This is a genomic window from Exiguobacterium sp. HVEsp1 (genome assembly GCF_002009685.1).
Classification (GTDB): domain Bacteria; phylum Bacillota; class Bacilli; order Exiguobacteriales; family Exiguobacteriaceae; genus Exiguobacterium; species Exiguobacterium profundum.
Genome location: NZ_KV917367.1, coordinates 2,773,212 through 2,790,167, shown reverse-complemented (window position 1 = coordinate 2,790,167; position 16,956 = coordinate 2,773,212). Strand labels below are relative to the sequence as shown.

Genomic DNA, 16,956 nt, shown 5'->3' with positions numbered 1-16,956 from the left:
AGCCGCAGTGAATAGGCCCAAACGACTGTTTAGCAAAAACACAGGTCTCTGCTAAATCGCAAGATGAAGTATAGGGGCTGACGCCTGCCCGGTGCTGGAAGGTTAAGGGGATGTGTCATCGCAAGAGAAGCACTGAACCGAAGCCCCAGTAAACGGCGGCCGTAACTATAACGGTCCTAAGGTAGCGAAATTCCTTGTCGGGTAAGTTCCGACCCGCACGAAAGGCGTAACGATTTGGGCACTGTCTCAACGAGAGACCCGGTGAAATCATAGTACCTGTGAAGATGCAGGTTACCCGCGACAGGACGGAAAGACCCCATGGAGCTTTACTACAGCCTGATATTGAGGCTTTGTACGCGATGTACAGGATAGGTGGGAGTTTGTGAAGCCGGAGCGCCAGCTTCGGTGGAGACACCCTTGGGATACCACCCTTTGCGTATAGAGTCTCTAACTCGCAGCCGTGATCCGGCTGGAGGACCGTGTCAGGCGGGTAGTTTGACTGGGGCGGTCGCCTCCTAAACAGTAACGGAGGCGCCCAAAGGTTCCCTCAGAATGGTTGGAAATCATTCGAAGAGTGCAAAGGCAGAAGGGAGCTTGACTGCGAGACCTACAAGTCGAGCAGGGACGAAAGTCGGGCTTAGTGATCCGGTGGTTCCGCATGGAAGGGCCATCGCTCAACGGATAAAAGCTACCCTGGGGATAACAGGCTGATCTCCCCCAAGAGTCCACATCGACGGGGAGGTTTGGCACCTCGATGTCGGCTCATCGCATCCTGGGGCTGGAGTAGGTCCCAAGGGTTGGGCTGTTCGCCCATTAAAGCGGTACGCGAGCTGGGTTCAGAACGTCGTGAGACAGTTCGGTCCCTATCCGTCGTGGGCGCAGGAACTTTGAGGAGAGCTGTCCTTAGTACGAGAGGACCGGGATGGACGCACCGCTGGTGTACCAGTTGTTCCGCCAGGAGCACCGCTGGGTAGCTACGTGCGGACGGGATAAGTGCTGAAAGCATCTAAGCATGAAGCCCCCTCCGAGATGAGATTTCCCTTTGAGCAATCAAGAAAGACCCCTCAGAGACGATGAGGTAGATAGGTCATGGGTGGAAGCGTGGCGACACGTGGAGCTGAATGATACTAATCGGTCGAGGCTTTGATCTAGTCTAACGGTTTGTGTTGATGAATCCTCAGTTTTCAGGGAACAAACCCTAAAACAATATTGACATGCGTATGACGCGGTGTTAATATTCATTTTGTCTGGTGGCGATAGCGAGACGGCCACACCCGTTCCCATGCCGAACACGGAAGTTAAGCGTCTCAGCGCCGAAAGTAGTTGGGGGATCTCCCCCTGTGAGGATAGGACGTTGCCAGGCAAGATCGTTCCGCAATAGCTCAGTGGTAGAGCAACCGGCTGTTAACCGGTAGGTCGTAGGTTCAAATCCTACTTGCGGAGCCAATTTAGGCCCGTTGGTCAAGCGGTTAAGACACCGCCCTTTCACGGCGGTAACACGGGTTCGAATCCCGTACGGGTCACCAATATGGAGGATTAGCTCAGCTGGGAGAGCACCTGCCTTACAAGCAGGGGGTCGGCGGTTCGATCCCGTCATCCTCCACCATCTTTATTTATTACATCAAACCTATATATATGCCGGTGTAGCTCAGTTGGTAGAGCATCTGACTTGTAATCAGAGGGTCGAGGGTTCGAATCCTTTCGCCGGCACTCCTCGGGGGGGTAGCGAAGTGGCTAAACGCGGCGGACTGTAAATCCGCTCCTTCGGGTTCGGCGGTTCGAATCCGCCCCCCCCCACCAGGTTTGAGCCATTAGCTCAGTTGGTAGAGCATCTGACTTTTAATCAGAGGGTCGCAGGTTCGAGCCCTGCATGGCTCACCATTTTTTTGCGGAAGTAGTTCAGTGGTAGAATACGACCTTGCCAAGGTCGGGGTCGCGGGTTCGAATCCCGTCTTCCGCTCCATATTCTTATCCCTGTTTCGGGGCCTTAGCTCAGCTGGGAGAGCGCCTGCCTTGCACGCAGGAGGTCAGCGGTTCGATCCCGCTAGGCTCCACCATATGTTTTTTTCTTAAGTTAGTGATGACTTAAGTTTTTTTTTGCCTAAAACCATGAACCATTCAATTGAGAGTACAGAGAAAGGCAGCCTGCCACCATTCAGGCTGCCTTTTTGCATGTTTATTCATCATTCTGCTGAGTTGAACCAAACAAATGATAGCGTTTACAATTTAACTATCAAGCGTATAAAGGGGGAATGGCGATGCAATGGTCATATATTCACGTGCCGCTGCGTTACGGTCAGGGGAAATTAGGGGTCGATCAAGGACCGACAAAGTTAAATGAAATGGGGATGCAACAACTTCTTCCGACAGAAACGGTCAAACATACGATTCGTGTCTTGCCAGAATCTGAAATTCGAGAAAATGAAGAACACTTAAAACGGGTTGATGGTGTCTTGCATACCGTCACGGAATTGGCAGAAGTCGTACATCGTGAAATTTCGGAAAATCGATTCCCTTTGATCGTTGGGGGCGATCATAGTATGGCAATCGGTACTCTTGCTGGATTGGCTCAAACAGGTCCTTATGGAGTCATTTGGGTGGATGCTCACGCTGACTTAAATACAGGCGAAACATCACCGTCGGGGAATATTCACGGAATGCCACTTGCGGCAGCGATGGGGATGGGCGACGTGCGTCTGACAGAAGTGGGCGGACGTGATCCGAAGCTATCACCAGAGCATTTAGTTTATATTGCCCTGCGTGATATCGATGAAGGAGAAATGAATGAAATCAATCGACTCGGTATCAAAGTCATTACAGTAGAAAAAGTACGTACGCGTGGCGTGGATGTCATCATGAAAGAGTCATTGAGTTATCTTCGTGAACGAGTAGACCGTTTTTATATCAGTTTCGATATGGATAGTCTCGATGCATCCCTCGTTCCTGGAACAGGTACACCGGTTGACGGCGGTTTGACAGAAGTCGAAGCCAAAGCGATTTTAAAAGAAGCGATGCAAGCAGAAGACTTGATCGCAGTAGAGCTCGTCGAGTTAAATCCGGCATTAGACCGGGATGACGTGACGGCTCAGTTGGCCTATCGCTTATGTGAAACGATTATAAAATCTAAAGAAAACCTGTTATTGGAAGGCGAAACCGTCTGATTTCCTTACAGTTTCCAAACCCGTTTGCTACAATGGGGATGGAAACTTTTTTTGATTTTTTGAAACCATTTCAATATCAAGACGTATATAGAGATGACCGCATGTGTAGCGGAGAGGGGAAGTGGATTGATGGAACGGCTGACCACCCGTTTGGTTGATGAATTGAGGGCGGGGAATCACGATTCGTTTGCCGAACTGGTAGAACTATACAAGGATGGCGTCTTTGCAATCGCCTATAAAATTTTGTATGATCGTGGCGAAGCAGAGGACGCTGCCCAAGAGGCGTTCATTCGTGCCTATACACGAATCGATACGTACGACGCGCAATATAAGTTCAAAACATGGCTCTATCGAATCACGACAAACGTTGCCATCGACCGATTGAGGAAGCGGAAGCCTGAATATTCGATGGATGCCGAAATTGCGGGTACAGACGGTTTGACTTATCAAGACCACTTAGCTGATGAAGCGCCCCAACCCGATGCCCAAGTGGTTCATCGCGAAATTCGAAGTGAAATGCATGAGGCAATCAAGCAACTTCCAGACAAATATCGCATTCCGTTATTATTAAAATATGTAGATGATTTGTCGCTTAAAGAAATCAGCGTGATGATCGACATGCCGGTCGCAACGGTTAAGACAAGGATCTTCCGGGGAAGAGAAATGTTAAAAACAATCTTTCAAAATAGGGAGGGGTTCAATTGACTCCTGAAGAAAAAGTACAACAATATTTGGAAGATGGCGTTTTGCCCGAAGAATCTGACGAATTGCGTCAATTGTTAGAGGACGATGAATTATATGAATCGTATCTACAATATGAACGAATCGACGCAGAACTGAAAGCATTGCCTCGTCCAAAGTTATCAGCAGATTTTACGGCCCGAGTGATGGCCGCTTTACCTGAAACTCCTGTACAAACAGCACCTGATCCCGTCGTACCGTTTTCAAAATCAGTTCGAAAAGAACGCAAACCGCATTCGAAACAAATGCAATGGTTGCAACGGCACCCAGGTTTGATTGCGGCCGTACTGTTCTTTAGTTTGATGTCTAGTGCGACACTCGGACTATGGAGCAGCGCTTCAGAGACGATGACCTATACAAAAGTACCAGGTGTGATCGTATCTGAGAATGAAGTCATTGTCCCGGCCGGTGTCACGGTTGAAAAAGACATCACGGTCCAAGGTGGCGATTTACGGATTGAAGGTACTGTCAATGGGAACGCGACAGCCGTCAATGGTCGTGCCTATTTAGCAAGTGCCGGTCAAGTGACAGGTGAACTCGAACAGATCGATCAGATGTTCGAATGGATTTGGTACTCGATGAAACAACTTTTCTAAAGACGCTTCCGGCGTCTTTTTTTCGTTTCAATCTGGTTTCGTTTTGACGTGACGCAATGCGTATCTATAGAAATGATGATATAATGGAATTTGCACGATTTAGCTAGGTAGTTGAGGAGGGGAGCATTTGCCGCTACTTGAACAAGTATCATTTTTCTCATTTTTAAATCTTTCAGAAAACGTACATTGGTACGATTATTTGAATGATGTTTTAGATATCGTCGTCGTCACGTATGTCATTTACAAGTTGATGATGATTGTGCGTGGGACAAAAGCAGTACAATTAATTAAAGGGATTTCCATCATTCTAGTCAGTTGGTTCTTGAGCGGTTTCTTCGGATTGAAGACGCTCCAGTTCTTGCTAAATCAGGTGATCACGTACGGTCTCCTCGGAATTATCATCATTTTTCAGCCAGAGTTGAGACGTGGTCTTGAACACCTCGGACGAACGAGTAACTTATTCAGTCGTACGGGAACAAGTGATGAGGAGCAACAACGACAAATGATTGAAGCCATCGTCAGTTCCGCACAGTACATGTCAAAACGGCGAATCGGTGCATTGATTGCGATTGAACGCGATACGGGATTAAACGAGTATGTGGAGACCGGCATTCGTATGGACTCGCATATCACATCCCAGTTGATTATTAACTTATTCATTCCGAATACGCCGCTTCATGATGGCGCGATGATTATTCAGGACGGGAAAATTGCGGCGGCAGCTTGCTATTTACCGCTTTCGGAAAGCCCGCACATCGATAAAGCACTCGGGACACGTCACCGAGCAGCCATCGGGGTCAGTGAAGTGACGGATAGCGTCACTCTTACCGTCTCAGAAGAAACGGGAGCAGTCTCACTTGCAATCGCGGGCCGCTTGTATCGGGAACTAGACGAAGAAGCGCTTCGCAATAAATTAATTCAAGAACTCGTCATCGAAGAAAAAGAGGCGACCCTCTCGTTCTTCGGCAAAAAAGGAGGGGATAAGTAAGTGATTGATCAGTGGTTACAACATAAGTGGTTTCTCCGCTTCATCGCACTTGCTTTAGCCGTCCTTTTATACTTAATGGTCGCTGAGACCAGTTCTTCGAATAACGCATCTAGCGCATTGCCAATCGTCGGACAAAGTTCCATGACGCTCGATGTGCCGGTCGAAGTGTTTTTCGATGAGGTCCAGTATGTCGCATATAATGTTCCGGAAGAGATGGGTGTCGAGCTTCAAGGGCCATCTAGTAGTTTAACGATGACGAAATTGGTGAAAGATTATCAGGTGTTCGTCGATTTGACCAATCTTGGCACCGGATTCCATCGTGTCCCGGTCGAAGCGCGTGGATTCGGCGGAGACGTCAATGTCAAACTAGATCGAGAGACTGTCGAAATCTATATCGATCGGAAACAAACGATTGAAGTCCCTGTGTCCGTGAATCTGTTGAACAAAGATCAATTACCGGACGGAAAAGTCGCGGGCGATGTCGAAATCGAACCGTCGACTGTAAAAGTCACAGGTGGTGCGAGTCGGATTCAAAACGTCAAAGAAATCACGTTGAATGTGGATGTTGCCAATCAAAGTCAGACGTTCACTCGTGAGATTCCACCGACCATTTTAGATGCGAATGGAAATCCGTTGAACGTGTCAGTCGATCCGAATATCATCAATGTCACCGTTCCGATTTACAATGAAAGTGCGATGATTCCAATCGAGGTCGTCACGAGCGGAGAGGTGGCAGACGATTTCCGCTTAGTTGATACGTTGCTAGGTGAGACGGAAGTCCGTGTCTTTGCACCAAAAGCGGTGTTAGATGAACTCCAGCAAGTGGAGACAGAACCGATTGAACTTGACGATTTAACGAAGTCGGAAAAAGTGACCGCTACCCTTCGTCTTCCGGAAGGAGCGACTTCACTCGGTAAAAAAGAAGTAGAAGTCCAGGTGCTCGTTCGTCCAAATGATGAGACGAAAGATGACACGGGTGAATTGACAGAGCGGATTCGGTTGACCGTCCCCATCACTGTCCGTGGATATGACCGGACGAATTACACGATTCAAACGCAAGAAGTGGTCAGCGTGACGCTCTCGGGCAAACGTTCCCTTCTTGAAAGCATCTCATCAAACAGTGTCAACGTGACGTTAGATCTGACCGGATTGCCGAGCGGAACACATGCGGTCGATGCAGATTATGAAGTACCAAAAGGCGTGACCGTGATCTCGCCAAAGACAATCGATGTTCAATTGACGAGTGTCGATGAAGAAACAGAAACATCTTCCATTCAATAAAGATGTTCAATCATACAAAAGTGAGGATTTAATCTTATGGGTAAATATTTTGGAACAGATGGAGTTCGCGGTGTTGCCAACTCTGAGTTAACTGCGGAATTAGCATATCGTTTAGGTCGTGCGGGTGGCTACGTGTTGTCGAAACATTTGCCAGAAGGCGAACAGCCGAAAGTGTTGATCGGTCGTGACACACGGATTTCAGGACATATGCTTGAAGGTGCATTGATTGCGGGTCTTCTCTCAATCGGTGCAGAAGTGATGCGTCTCGGTGTCATTTCAACACCTGGAGTCGCTTACTTGACGAAATCGCTCGACGCGACGGCAGGTGTCATGATTTCAGCATCGCATAACCCTGTGGCGGATAACGGAATCAAATTCTTCGGTAGCGATGGTTTCAAATTAGACGATGCGACCGAGCAAGAAATTGAAGACATCTTAGATGCTGCGGAAGATACGCTCCCGCGTCCGACAGGTAAAGATCTCGGTTTCGTATCGGATTACTACGAAGGCGCGCAAAAGTATCTTCAAATGTTGAAACAAACGGTAGAAGAAGACTTTGATGGTCTTCATATCGCACTCGACTGTGCACATGGAGCGACGAGTGGCCTTGCGGCTCGACTGTTTGCAGACTTAGAAGCAAACGTGTCGACAATCGGAAACTCGCCAAACGGTTTAAATATCAATGAAGGTGTCGGGTCGACACACCCTGAGCATTTGGCCGAATTCGTCCGTGAAAAAGGAGCGGACATGGGCCTTGCCTTTGATGGGGATGGAGACCGTTTGATTGCGATTGACGAGAACGGTGAAATTGTCGACGGAGACAAGATCATGTATATTTGCGGAAAATACTTGAGTGAAAAAGGGCGTCTCAAAGACAACACGATTGTCGCGACGGTCATGAGTAACCTCGGTTTCCATAAAGCCGTTGAAGAAGCGGGCATGACGGCGCTTCAAACAGCAGTGGGTGACCGCTATGTCGTCGAAGAAATGAAAAAACATCAATATACACTCGGTGGCGAACAATCAGGTCATTTGATTTTCCTCGATCACTCGACAACGGGTGACGGTATGTTATCTGGTGTGCAATTGGCAGAAATCGTGAAATCGACAGGGCGTAAACTGTCTGAATTAGCGGCAGAGATGCCAGTTTATCCGCAAAAGCTCGTGAACATTCGTGTGACGAATAAAAACGATGCGATGAACGGAGAGCGTGTCTTGGCAACGATTCAAGAAGCGGAAGCGGAAATGGCCGGAAACGGTCGGATCCTCGTCCGTGCATCAGGTACAGAACCACTCGTTCGTGTCATGGCGGAAGCCCCGACAGCGGAAGAGTGTGACCGTTACGTTGAAAAAATCGCACAAGTCGTACGCGAAGATTACGGCGTAGACGGATAAAATTTTCGAAACCGGGAATAACACAAGGGAATCCACATCGGATTCCCTTTTTGTTTCCGTTTTGTCATCGAGAAAACAGCGGATTTTCTTGACGAATGGGGGTGTGATTTGTACTATTAAGAGCGTGACCTTGGAAACGGAAGGACACAAGAGTACGAACAAGCGCCAGAACTCTGCGGAGTTGACGAGGTTGGAGGTTATCGAGATTTCGGCGGATGCCTCCTCGTCGCCTGTCACGACGATAAGCATGCTTTTAAAACGCCCGGGCGACCGGACGGACAAAGAAGCGTGTACTGACAGCTCTTAGAAAAAGCCCGTTTCCTTTTTCGAGAAATCGAAGAATAGAGGAGATTTGTTTATGTGTGGAATTGTAGGAATGATTGGGAATACCGGAGCGAAGGAAGTCCTTCTCAAAGGTCTCGAAAAACTCGAGTACCGTGGTTATGACTCGGCAGGTCTTGCGTTGATGCATGAGAATGTCAACGTTCACAAAGAAGTCGGTCGCATTGCTGCGCTACGCGAAATCATCCCAGCAGAAGTAGACGGCACGATTGGAATCGGCCACACACGTTGGGCGACACACGGGGTACCGAGCGTGCCGAACGCCCACCCGCATCAAAGCACGACTGGACGTTTCACGCTCGTCCATAACGGCGTAATCGAGAACGACGAGCTCATCAAGAAGACGCTCGACGTCCCGTTCCTTTCAGAGACGGACACAGAAGTCATCGTCCAGCTCATGGAGAAGCACTTCGTCGAGCTCGGCGATGTCGAGGCGGCGTTCCGTAAGACGCTTTCGGACCTCCACGGTTCGTACGCGATCGCGATGATCGACTCAGAGGACAAAGAGCGCCTCTATATCGGCAAGAACAAGTCGCCGCTCCTCGTCGGACTTGGTGACGGCACGTTCAACGTCGTCGCATCAGACGCGATGGCGATGCTCCAGGTGACAGACCAGTACCTCGAGCTCCACGATGGTGAGATCGTCATCCTCACACGTGAGTCGGCGACGATCAAGACGCTCGACGGCGAAGTACTCGAGCGTGCACCATACACGGCCGAGATCGATGCGTCAGACATCGAGAAGGGCACGTACGCGCACTACATGTTGAAAGAGATGGACGAACAGCCAGCCGTCATCCGTAACATCATCCAGCACTACCAGAACGAGAACGGCGACATCGAGCTCGCAGAAGGCGTGCGTGAACTCGTTTCGGAAGCAGACCGCGTCTATATCGTCGCATGTGGTACAAGTTACCACGCTGGTCTTGTCGGGAAGCAATTGATTGAGCGCGTTGCAGGTGTACCGACTGAAGTACACGTCGCATCAGAGTTCGGTTACAACATGCCACTTTTGACAGAGAAGCCACTCTTCCTCTTCATCTCACAATCAGGTGAGACAGCGGACAGCCGTGCCGTCCTCGTCGAAGTGAAAAAATTGGGCCATAAAGCGCTCACGTTAACGAACGTGGCAGGATCGACATTGTCACGTGAAGCGAACGAGACGATGCTCCTCCACGCAGGACCAGAGATCGCGGTCGCCTCGACGAAAGCATACACGGCACAGATTGCCGTCCTCGCAATTCTCGCATACGACATCGCTCGTGCGAACGGGAAGAAACTACCGTTTGATCTCATGCAAGAACTTGCACTCGTTGCGACAACAATGGACTCGATCATGGCACAAAAAGAAATCTTTGAAGAGCTTGCAGATAAGTTCTTGAAAGAGTCACGTAACGCATTCTTCCTCGGACGTGGATTGGATTCATATGTAGGTCTCGAAGGCGCATTGAAGCTGAAAGAGATTTCATATATCCAAGCAGAAGGGTACCCAGGTGGGGAACTCAAACACGGTCCGATCGCCTTGATTGAAGACGGGACACCGGTCATCACGCTCGTGTCTCAACCACACACACACCTCAACATCCGTGGAAACATCAAGGAAGTTGTGGCGCGTGGTGCCATCGCATGTACGATTTCAATGGAAGGAATGGAGCATGAGAACGACGCATTCGTTCTTCCACGTGTTGAACCACTTCTCACGCCACTCGTGACGGTTCTTCCACTTCAACTCATCTCGTACTATGCAGCACTCGCTCGCGACTGTGATGTCGACAAGCCACGTAACTTGGCGAAGTCTGTAACGGTTGAATAATGTCCAAGACCAAAATCTTTCGGGATTTTGGTCTTTTTTGTTGCAATGAGTTAACAAATCATCGCAATGTTCTCAAAAACGTCTGTTTCTTCAAAAGAGGGGGTAAAATCTACATGAGTATGAACAAAGGAGAGATTTGATGAAACAGAAGAAATGGATGACAGGTCTCGGTGTCGTGATTCTCGCGACATCATTGGCCGCTTGTGGGGATACGGCAGAGGACACATCGATGGAGATGTCAGAAGAGCAAAGCATGGACCATTCAGCGATGGATCACTCCGGGTCTGGAGAAGTTCCAGACGGGCTGATGGAAGCCAGTGATCCGACTTTTCCAGTCGGATCAACCGCGATGATGACAGCGGATCACATGCCAGGAATGGAAGGTGTGGAGGCCACGATTGTCGGTGCTTATGATACGACGGTCTACGCCGTCAGCTATACACCGACAACAGGCGGTGACCCGGTAGAAGATCACAAATGGGTGATTCACGAAGAATTGGACAATCCAGATGAGGAACCGTTGTCTGAAGGGGATGAGGTCGTATTGGCCGCCGACCATATGGAAGGGATGGACGGCGCAGAAGCGACAATCGATACAGCGGAAGAGACGACCGTTTACATGGTTGATTACACGACCGAAGACGGGGAAAAGGTCACAAACCATAAATGGGTGACCGAAAGTGAATTAGAAGCAATGAAATGAATGTGATAGACCTCGAGTACATCTCGTGGTCTATTTTTTTCATTAAATATTTATTGATAAACGATAAATCGTGGCATATGATAAAGAAAATAAAACTAAATGAGGTGTTTGGCAGATGAAACGGGAAACCATCTTTTTGAAACTAGCAGTGATTGTCTTGTCGCTCCCGATTCTCGCGGCATGTATCTTTTTACTCCCTTTCCTTTGGCGAGAGGCGGTGGAGAGCGGAGGATGGATTGCGAATTCGATGCGACCGATTATTGGAGGGATGTATGTAGCAGCGATTCCCTTTTTCGTTGCCTTGTCACAGTCATTCATCTTACTTGGATTGATTGATCGGAATGAGGCATTCTCCTATCGGTCGGTGAAAGCACTTCGTGTCATTAAATATTGTGCGTTGACCATCACGGCCATCTATATGGCGACACTCCCGTTCTTCTATTGGTTCGCTGAGCGTGACGACTCGCCAGGATTTTTAGTCATCGGATTCGTCTTCGTGTTCGCCGCATTTGTCATTGCCGTCTTTGCTGAGTTGTTACAGAAATTATTGAAGCGAGCCATCGATATGAAACAAGAAATCGATTTGACGGTCTGAGGTGAGAAAAATGGCGATGATTGTGAATCTAGATGTGATGTTAGCGAAGCGGAAAATGAGTGTGACAGAGCTGTCGGAACGGGTCGGGATCACCATGGCGAACTTGTCGATTTTAAAGAATGGAAAAGCGAAAGCGATTCGTTTTTCGACGCTCGAAGCAATTTGTGAAGCGCTCGACTGTCAACCGGGGGACATACTAGAATATCGAGCGGACGAACGAGCAGAGTGAATCTCTGCTTTTTTGTGTGAACATGAAACGTATTTGAACGATATAGCGTATATAAAATAAATCATTCAGGGGGAGACTAGAAAATGGTTCAAACATGGACAGAACGGACACACGAAGCAATTAATGGGAAACGAGGTCGACTGTTAATCTGGTCGTTTCTCTGTGCCGTTATATTAGAATCTAGCGCATTGCTCGATTCGACACTTTACGGGGCGAAAGCCGATTCAGTACAGGCGATTGTATTCCTTTTATGTACAATTGTTGTATCCTTCATGCTATATCCAATCATCATTGGGTATCACTGGGTCATTCTTTCAATCATTCGCGGACAAGACGCGCAGTTCCGTGACGTGTTTCGACCGATGAAAGAACGATTTGGTAAGCATGTGACTGCAGTCATCCTACTAGCCATCTTCCAGACGCTTTGGACACTATTGTTCATTGTTCCAGGAATCATGAAGTTCTTCTCTTACGCGTTCACGTACTTTATTTTGCGAGATGAGCCAGCATTATCGGTCAAAGAATCGATCACGAAGTCACGCGCGCTGATGCATGGTCAGAAGTGGGACGCATTTAAACTAATTTTGCCGTTCATCCCGATTTATTTGATTGGCTTCACGTTATTTACGGTCGTCAATTCGGTTTTACTTGCTGCATTCTCCCTATCGATTGCGACGGTTCTCATTCGTCCATTCGTCGTTTCGCGTTTCGCTGTCATGTATGAAGACTCGCGTCGGGCGTACGACGAACAATGGAACAAGCCAGCCTGAAGCATATCAAACAGAGGGTAAATTGAAGGAACGTGCTACAATCTTCATGAAGAGAAAGGGGAATGCGGAATGAAGATTGGGATCATCGGGGCCGGTCTGAGCGGAATCATCGCAGCGCGTGAACTCGCGCGTCAAGGTCATGACGTCGAATTGATTGAAAAGAGTCGAAGCGTCGGGGGACGCTTGGCGACGCGTCGAATCGGTGATGGACGAGCCGACCATGGAGCGGTATATTTCACGGTGCGTGGAGAAGAGCTCGAACGAGAGGTACAGTCGTGGATGAATGCGAACTGGGTGCAAGTCTGGTATGCCGACCCTTATCCACGTTATGTCGCGATTAATGGGATGAATGCCCTCGCTAAGCGTTTAGCTGAAGATTTGACCGTACAGTTGAATGAACGAGTGGAGAACGTTCAAGTGGAAGAAGACGGAACCGTCACAGTCAAGACAGACGTGACGACGCGTTCCTATGATCAAGTCGTGATGACGGCACCGCTTCCACAGTCATTCGAACTACTAGGGAGTTTGGTCGACCAAATCAAACCCGCGCTACTTCGTCTCGTATATTCGCCGACGTTCGTCGGTCTTTTTGAATGTGCCGGTGATGTACAGATTGGAGCAGACGGTATTCTCGATCAAGAACTGGTACCTGGTGTATTAAAAATCGTCGATAATCGGCAAAAAGGCATCTCCGATACATCACTTATAAGTGTCTATATGGAAGAGACGTGGAGTGAGGACTGGTATGAGCGACCGGAAGCGGAGACACTTGCTGAAATCGAGCGGTTAGTGCGTGAGGAAGTCGGAGACCTCGGCATCCAATCACGGCAATTGAAACGCTGGCGTTACGCGCAAGCGAAAGATATATGGCATGAGCCGTTTTATCAAGTAAGCCATCATCCCATCTATTTAGCAGGGGATGTCTTCCTTGAAGCTGATGATCCATCCGGACGAACGCGATTCGAAAGTGCCTATCTGTCTGGGTTACGTGTGGCAGAAACCATCGAAAAGAACATGGGCCGATAAGGGCATCCCTTATCGGTCTTTTTATTTGACGCTATTTAGTTTAGGGCATAAACTATAACCATCTAGTTTAGGGGGTAAACTAAAAATGAAAGCATTGATGCGCGAAGCGGTGCAGTTATTTGAAGAAGTGATGTTCCATGGGACGGAACATGTCATCGAAGCGATGGAAGGGGACGTATGGCGCGAGTATTCGCGTGAACAGCTCCAACTGTTGAAGTTACTCGATCAGTTTGGACCAACTCCGGCTGGGCAATTGGCGCAAAAACAAGGTGTCCATAAAAGCGCGGTCTCGAATCGCCTGAAAAAGTTGGTCGAAAAAGGACTCGTCACGAGTCGACGAGGACAAGATCAACGGGAACGATTGATCGAATTGACCCCAGAAGGGAAACGGCTCGTCGAAGAAGTGGACGGTGCCGTCTATCGATATGTGGAATCCCTCATCGATGGAGAAGTAGACGAAATTGAAATCGAGCAGTTTGTTCGGACGTTCCGAAAAATAAAGCAATTGCTCCGAATCGGGGAGGAATAACACATGCATAAAATCATTCAATGGCGCTGGGGAATTTTCATTTCCCTCATCGTATTGACGGCAGCATTATTTGTCGCAGCACCGAACTTAACGAAACAAGCAGAAGAGGCAGGGAGCTTCCAACTTGCGGACGACATGGACTCACAACGCGCACAAGCGATTTTAGATGAAGCCGGGAAGAGTGACAAGACCATCTCCCTCGTCTATGAGTTCGAATCAATCGGTGAGACGGAGCGAACAGATGTCGCGCGTGTCATCGAAGAACTTAAACAAAACGAAACGGTCGTGACAGATGTTCTCAATCCGTTTGAAAGTGAAGAGACAGAGGCACAGCTTGTCTCGGAAGACGGACGCATCGTTCTCGTCCCCATCACGGTAGAAGGTACGACGGAAGAAATCAATGCGTTTGCTGATGATGTCCGTGAAAACGTGCTCCCGCAAGAGGAGACAGTATATATCACCGGGGAAGAAATCATTAACAATGATGTGAACTTAAGTGCACAGGAAGGGTTGAAAAAGACAGAAATCATCACGGTCGTGTTGATTTTTGGATTACTCCTTCTCGTCTTCCGTTCCATCGTGACCCCGTTCATCCCGCTCATCGCGGTCGGATTCACTTATCTATTGAGTCAATCCTTTGTCGCGTTCTTCGTGGATTGGTTCGGGTTCCCGGTGTCGAACTACACGCAGATCTTTCTTGTCGCCATCTTGTTCGGGATTGGGACAGACTACTGTATCCTGCTTCTTAGCCGTTATAAAGAAGAACTCAGTGCAGGACACGCCATCGAAGACGCCATCGTCAATACGTACAAGACGGCAGGACGGACGGTCCTCATCAGTGGACTCGCGGTCTTCGTCGGTTTTGCCGCCATCGGATTTGCTGATTTTCCAATCTTTAAATCAGCGGTCGCCGTCGCAGTCGGGATTGCGGTGTTGCTGCTGATTCTTTTCACGGTCGTCCCATTCTTTATGGCGACGCTCAAACAGCGAATGTTTTGGCCGTCGAAAAAGGCAGGCGAGCATCATGACAGCAAGCTTTGGGCTAGCTTGAGCCGATTGTCGGTCAATCGCCCGTTCGTATCGATTTTAGTTGTCGGGTTGATCACAGTACCTGTCTTATTCACATATGACGATGCCCGTTCGTTCAATACGGTCGATGAGATTGGAGACGGGTACGATTCGGTTCGCGGACTGAATTTGATCTCAGAAGGGTTCGGTCAAGGGGAATCCCTTCCGGTACAAGTCATTTTGAGACAAGATCAAGCCATTACAGAATCAGAAGTTCCCTATATCGAAAAGTTTGCAAGTGAGCTTGAAAAAGTCGAAGGTGTGAATGGTGTCCGTGCGCTCACACGTCCTACTGGTGAAGTCATCGACGATTTTTATGTCGATACGCAGATCAGTGAAGTCAGCGATGGCTTGTCTGAAGCGCAGACGGGTCTCGGGGATGTTCAAACTGGATTGGATGAGATTGAGCAAGGATTGAACGGGATTGTTGGACAACTACCAAGCGGTTCAACCAATGCTGGGGCACCGCTTGCAGAAGCAGCAGCGGGACTAAATCAGTTGAATGGTCAACTTGGTCTCATTGGGCAAGGATTGACAGCGACTCAAAACATCCCGGCCGCAGTCGGACAGCTCGGTCAAGTATCAGCTGGCCTCACACAAATTGAGTCAGGAATCAACGAAGCGGCGTCCGCATTAAATGCACAAGGTTCTCAGGTCGGTGAACTTGGTAGCGGGTTAGCGCAACTGGCGACAGGTGTCGCGGAAGCGAACGACGGGCTAGGACAAATTGAGTCTGGTCTCGGCGAAGCCGTTTCGTTCTTACAACAGTTGAGTGAAGCAGATGCGCTTCGGGAGACAGGCGTGTATCTTCCGGAAGGGACGCTCACATCAGATGAGTTCTCACCTGCAGTCGAACGATATGTCTTCGATGAAGGAATGGCGACTCAGCTCGAGGTCGTCTTAGAGATGGACCCGTATTCGCCAGAAGCGATTGATACCGTTGAGACAATCAAAGAGACGATGAATCGTGCCGTGACGGGAACACCGTATGCGGATGCGACCATCGGATATGCCGGGATCTCAAGTATCAATAGCGATTTAAATGAAACATCGACGAATGATTTCAATCGAACGGTAGCCATCATGCTCGTCACACTCTTTATCGTCTTGACGGTGTTGTTCCGTTCGATGGTCATGCCGCTCTATATGATCGGTTCGCTCTTATTGACGTATTATACGTCTGCGGCCATCACGGAGCTTATCTTTGTCGAAGGTCTCGGCTATGACGGTATCAGTTGGGCTGTCCCGTTCTTCGGGTTCGTCATGTTGATCGCCCTTGGCATCGACTATTCGATTTTCTTGCTCGACCGGTTCCGGGAGGAGTCGCTTAACGGGATGACGGTGCGCGATGCGCTCGTCCATTCGATGACGAAAATGGGGACGGTCATCATGACCGCCGCCGTCATCCTCGCTGGGACGTTCGGGGCGATGATCCCGTCTGGCGTACTCAGTCTCGTCCAAATTGCGACGATCGTTATCACCGGACTGTTGTTATACGGATTGATTGTGTTGCCACTGCTCATCCCAGCAATCACGGTCTCCTTCGGGGACGGGGTATGGTGGCCATTTAAACGGAAAGTTGAAGATAGATAATTGTGAGGGATTCAGAGGACAACAAGTGCAGCGAATGCTGGCATATGTTGTCCTATTTTTATTTGTTGAGTCAATACAAATAAAACTGCGAGAAATGGACTTAAAAATTTTCAGCATGTGCCGAAA

General features: G+C 48.8%; 14 protein-coding genes, 8 tRNA genes and 2 rRNA genes (1 of these 24 cut by a window edge). All 24 read left to right on the top strand.

Annotation, left to right across the window (positions count from 1 at the left end; translation table 11 throughout):
• Positions 1-1,151, top strand: a 23S ribosomal RNA gene (locus BV910_RS14320) (it extends 1,763 nt beyond the left edge of the window).
• A gap of 95 nt (positions 1,152-1,246) precedes the next feature.
• A 5S ribosomal RNA gene (gene rrf, locus BV910_RS14315) occupies positions 1,247-1,363 on the top strand.
• An 8-nt stretch (positions 1,364-1,371) separates the two neighbouring features.
• Positions 1,372-1,446, top strand: a tRNA-Asn gene (locus BV910_RS14310).
• A gap of 5 nt (positions 1,447-1,451) precedes the next feature.
• A tRNA-Glu gene (locus BV910_RS14305) sits at positions 1,452-1,526 on the top strand.
• A gap of 4 nt (positions 1,527-1,530) precedes the next feature.
• Positions 1,531-1,606: transfer RNA gene (locus tag BV910_RS14300), tRNA-Val, on the top strand.
• Positions 1,607-1,637: 31 nt separating this feature from the next.
• Positions 1,638-1,710 (top strand) — tRNA-Thr (locus BV910_RS14295).
• A 6-nt stretch (positions 1,711-1,716) separates the two neighbouring features.
• Positions 1,717-1,800: transfer RNA gene (locus BV910_RS14290), tRNA-Tyr, on the top strand.
• Positions 1,801-1,805: 5 nt separating this feature from the next.
• Positions 1,806-1,881 (top strand) — tRNA-Lys (locus BV910_RS14285).
• A gap of 7 nt (positions 1,882-1,888) precedes the next feature.
• Positions 1,889-1,963 (top strand) — tRNA-Gly (locus BV910_RS14280).
• 18 nt (positions 1,964-1,981) lie between these two features.
• Positions 1,982-2,057, top strand: a tRNA-Ala gene (locus BV910_RS14275).
• A 201-nt stretch (positions 2,058-2,258) separates the two neighbouring features.
• Entirely contained in the window at positions 2,259-3,161 is a 903-nt protein-coding gene (rocF, locus tag BV910_RS14270) for an arginase (RefSeq protein ID WP_078147862.1), read from the top strand.
• Positions 3,162-3,290: 129 nt separating this feature from the next.
• Positions 3,291-3,866, top strand: a complete 576-nt coding sequence (gene sigW / locus BV910_RS14265) for an RNA polymerase sigma factor SigW (RefSeq protein ID WP_012727640.1) — start codon at positions 3,291-3,293, stop codon at positions 3,864-3,866.
• Positions 3,863-4,498, top strand: coding sequence for an RseA family anti-sigma factor (locus BV910_RS14260; protein WP_078147861.1), 636 nt, complete (start codon positions 3,863-3,865; stop codon positions 4,496-4,498). The genes sigW and BV910_RS14260 overlap by 4 nt, the downstream gene beginning before the upstream one ends.
• 127 nt (positions 4,499-4,625) lie before the next feature.
• Positions 4,626-5,486: a diadenylate cyclase CdaA gene (gene cdaA / locus BV910_RS14255; protein ID WP_012727638.1), complete on the top strand. Its 861-nt coding sequence runs from the start codon at positions 4,626-4,628 to the stop codon at positions 5,484-5,486.
• A complete protein-coding gene (locus BV910_RS14250) occupies positions 5,487-6,767 on the top strand; it encodes a CdaR family protein (protein ID WP_078147860.1) in 1,281 nt (426 codons plus the stop codon).
• 36 nt (positions 6,768-6,803) lie between these two features.
• Entirely contained in the window at positions 6,804-8,162 is a 1,359-nt protein-coding gene (gene glmM / locus BV910_RS14245; protein WP_078147859.1) for a phosphoglucosamine mutase, read from the top strand.
• 358 nt (positions 8,163-8,520) lie between these two features.
• Entirely contained in the window at positions 8,521-10,317 is a 1,797-nt protein-coding gene (gene glmS / locus BV910_RS14240) for a glutamine--fructose-6-phosphate transaminase (isomerizing) (protein ID WP_078147858.1), read from the top strand.
• A gap of 139 nt (positions 10,318-10,456) precedes the next feature.
• Positions 10,457-11,020, top strand: a complete 564-nt coding sequence (locus BV910_RS14235) for a YdhK family protein (RefSeq protein WP_078147857.1) — start codon at positions 10,457-10,459, stop codon at positions 11,018-11,020.
• A 115-nt stretch (positions 11,021-11,135) separates the two neighbouring features.
• Positions 11,136-11,615 carry a DUF2975 domain-containing protein gene (locus tag BV910_RS14230; protein ID WP_078147856.1) on the top strand — a complete coding sequence of 160 codons (480 nt, stop codon included), beginning with the start codon at positions 11,136-11,138 and terminating at the stop codon, positions 11,613-11,615.
• Positions 11,616-11,625: 10 nt separating this feature from the next.
• Positions 11,626-11,844, top strand: a complete 219-nt coding sequence (locus BV910_RS14225) for a helix-turn-helix domain-containing protein (protein ID WP_012727632.1) — start codon at positions 11,626-11,628, stop codon at positions 11,842-11,844.
• Positions 11,845-11,927: 83 nt separating this feature from the next.
• Positions 11,928-12,614: a DUF975 family protein gene (locus BV910_RS14220; protein WP_078147855.1), complete on the top strand. Its 687-nt coding sequence runs from the start codon at positions 11,928-11,930 to the stop codon at positions 12,612-12,614.
• Positions 12,615-12,683: 69 nt separating this feature from the next.
• Entirely contained in the window at positions 12,684-13,640 is a 957-nt protein-coding gene (locus BV910_RS14215) for an NAD(P)/FAD-dependent oxidoreductase (protein ID WP_078147854.1), read from the top strand.
• Positions 13,641-13,725: 85 nt separating this feature from the next.
• On the top strand, positions 13,726-14,169 hold the full coding sequence (locus BV910_RS14210) for a MarR family winged helix-turn-helix transcriptional regulator (protein WP_078147853.1): 444 nt from the start codon (positions 13,726-13,728) through the stop codon (positions 14,167-14,169).
• Between the two features lie 3 nt (positions 14,170-14,172).
• Positions 14,173-16,830 carry an MMPL family transporter gene (locus tag BV910_RS14205; RefSeq protein WP_078147852.1) on the top strand — a complete coding sequence of 886 codons (2,658 nt, stop codon included), beginning with the start codon at positions 14,173-14,175 and terminating at the stop codon, positions 16,828-16,830.
• Positions 16,831-16,956: the final 126 nt, after the last annotated feature.

Coding starts and splice junctions, on each gene's coding strand:
- BV910_RS14225 (WP_012727632.1), top strand. CDS start 11,626: ATGGCGATGATTGTGAATCTAGATGTGATGTTAGCGAAGCGGAAAATG.
- BV910_RS14210 (WP_078147853.1), top strand. CDS start 13,726: ATGAAAGCATTGATGCGCGAAGCGGTGCAGTTATTTGAAGAAGTGATG.
- BV910_RS14235 (WP_078147857.1), top strand. CDS start 10,457: ATGAAACAGAAGAAATGGATGACAGGTCTCGGTGTCGTGATTCTCGCG.
- glmM (WP_078147859.1), top strand. CDS start 6,804: ATGGGTAAATATTTTGGAACAGATGGAGTTCGCGGTGTTGCCAACTCT.
- glmS (WP_078147858.1), top strand. CDS start 8,521: ATGTGTGGAATTGTAGGAATGATTGGGAATACCGGAGCGAAGGAAGTC.
- rocF (WP_078147862.1), top strand. CDS start 2,259: ATGCAATGGTCATATATTCACGTGCCGCTGCGTTACGGTCAGGGGAAA.
- BV910_RS14220 (WP_078147855.1), top strand. CDS start 11,928: ATGGTTCAAACATGGACAGAACGGACACACGAAGCAATTAATGGGAAA.
- BV910_RS14205 (WP_078147852.1), top strand. CDS start 14,173: ATGCATAAAATCATTCAATGGCGCTGGGGAATTTTCATTTCCCTCATC.
- BV910_RS14230 (WP_078147856.1), top strand. CDS start 11,136: ATGAAACGGGAAACCATCTTTTTGAAACTAGCAGTGATTGTCTTGTCG.
- BV910_RS14215 (WP_078147854.1), top strand. CDS start 12,684: ATGAAGATTGGGATCATCGGGGCCGGTCTGAGCGGAATCATCGCAGCG.
- sigW (WP_012727640.1), top strand. CDS start 3,291: ATGGAACGGCTGACCACCCGTTTGGTTGATGAATTGAGGGCGGGGAAT.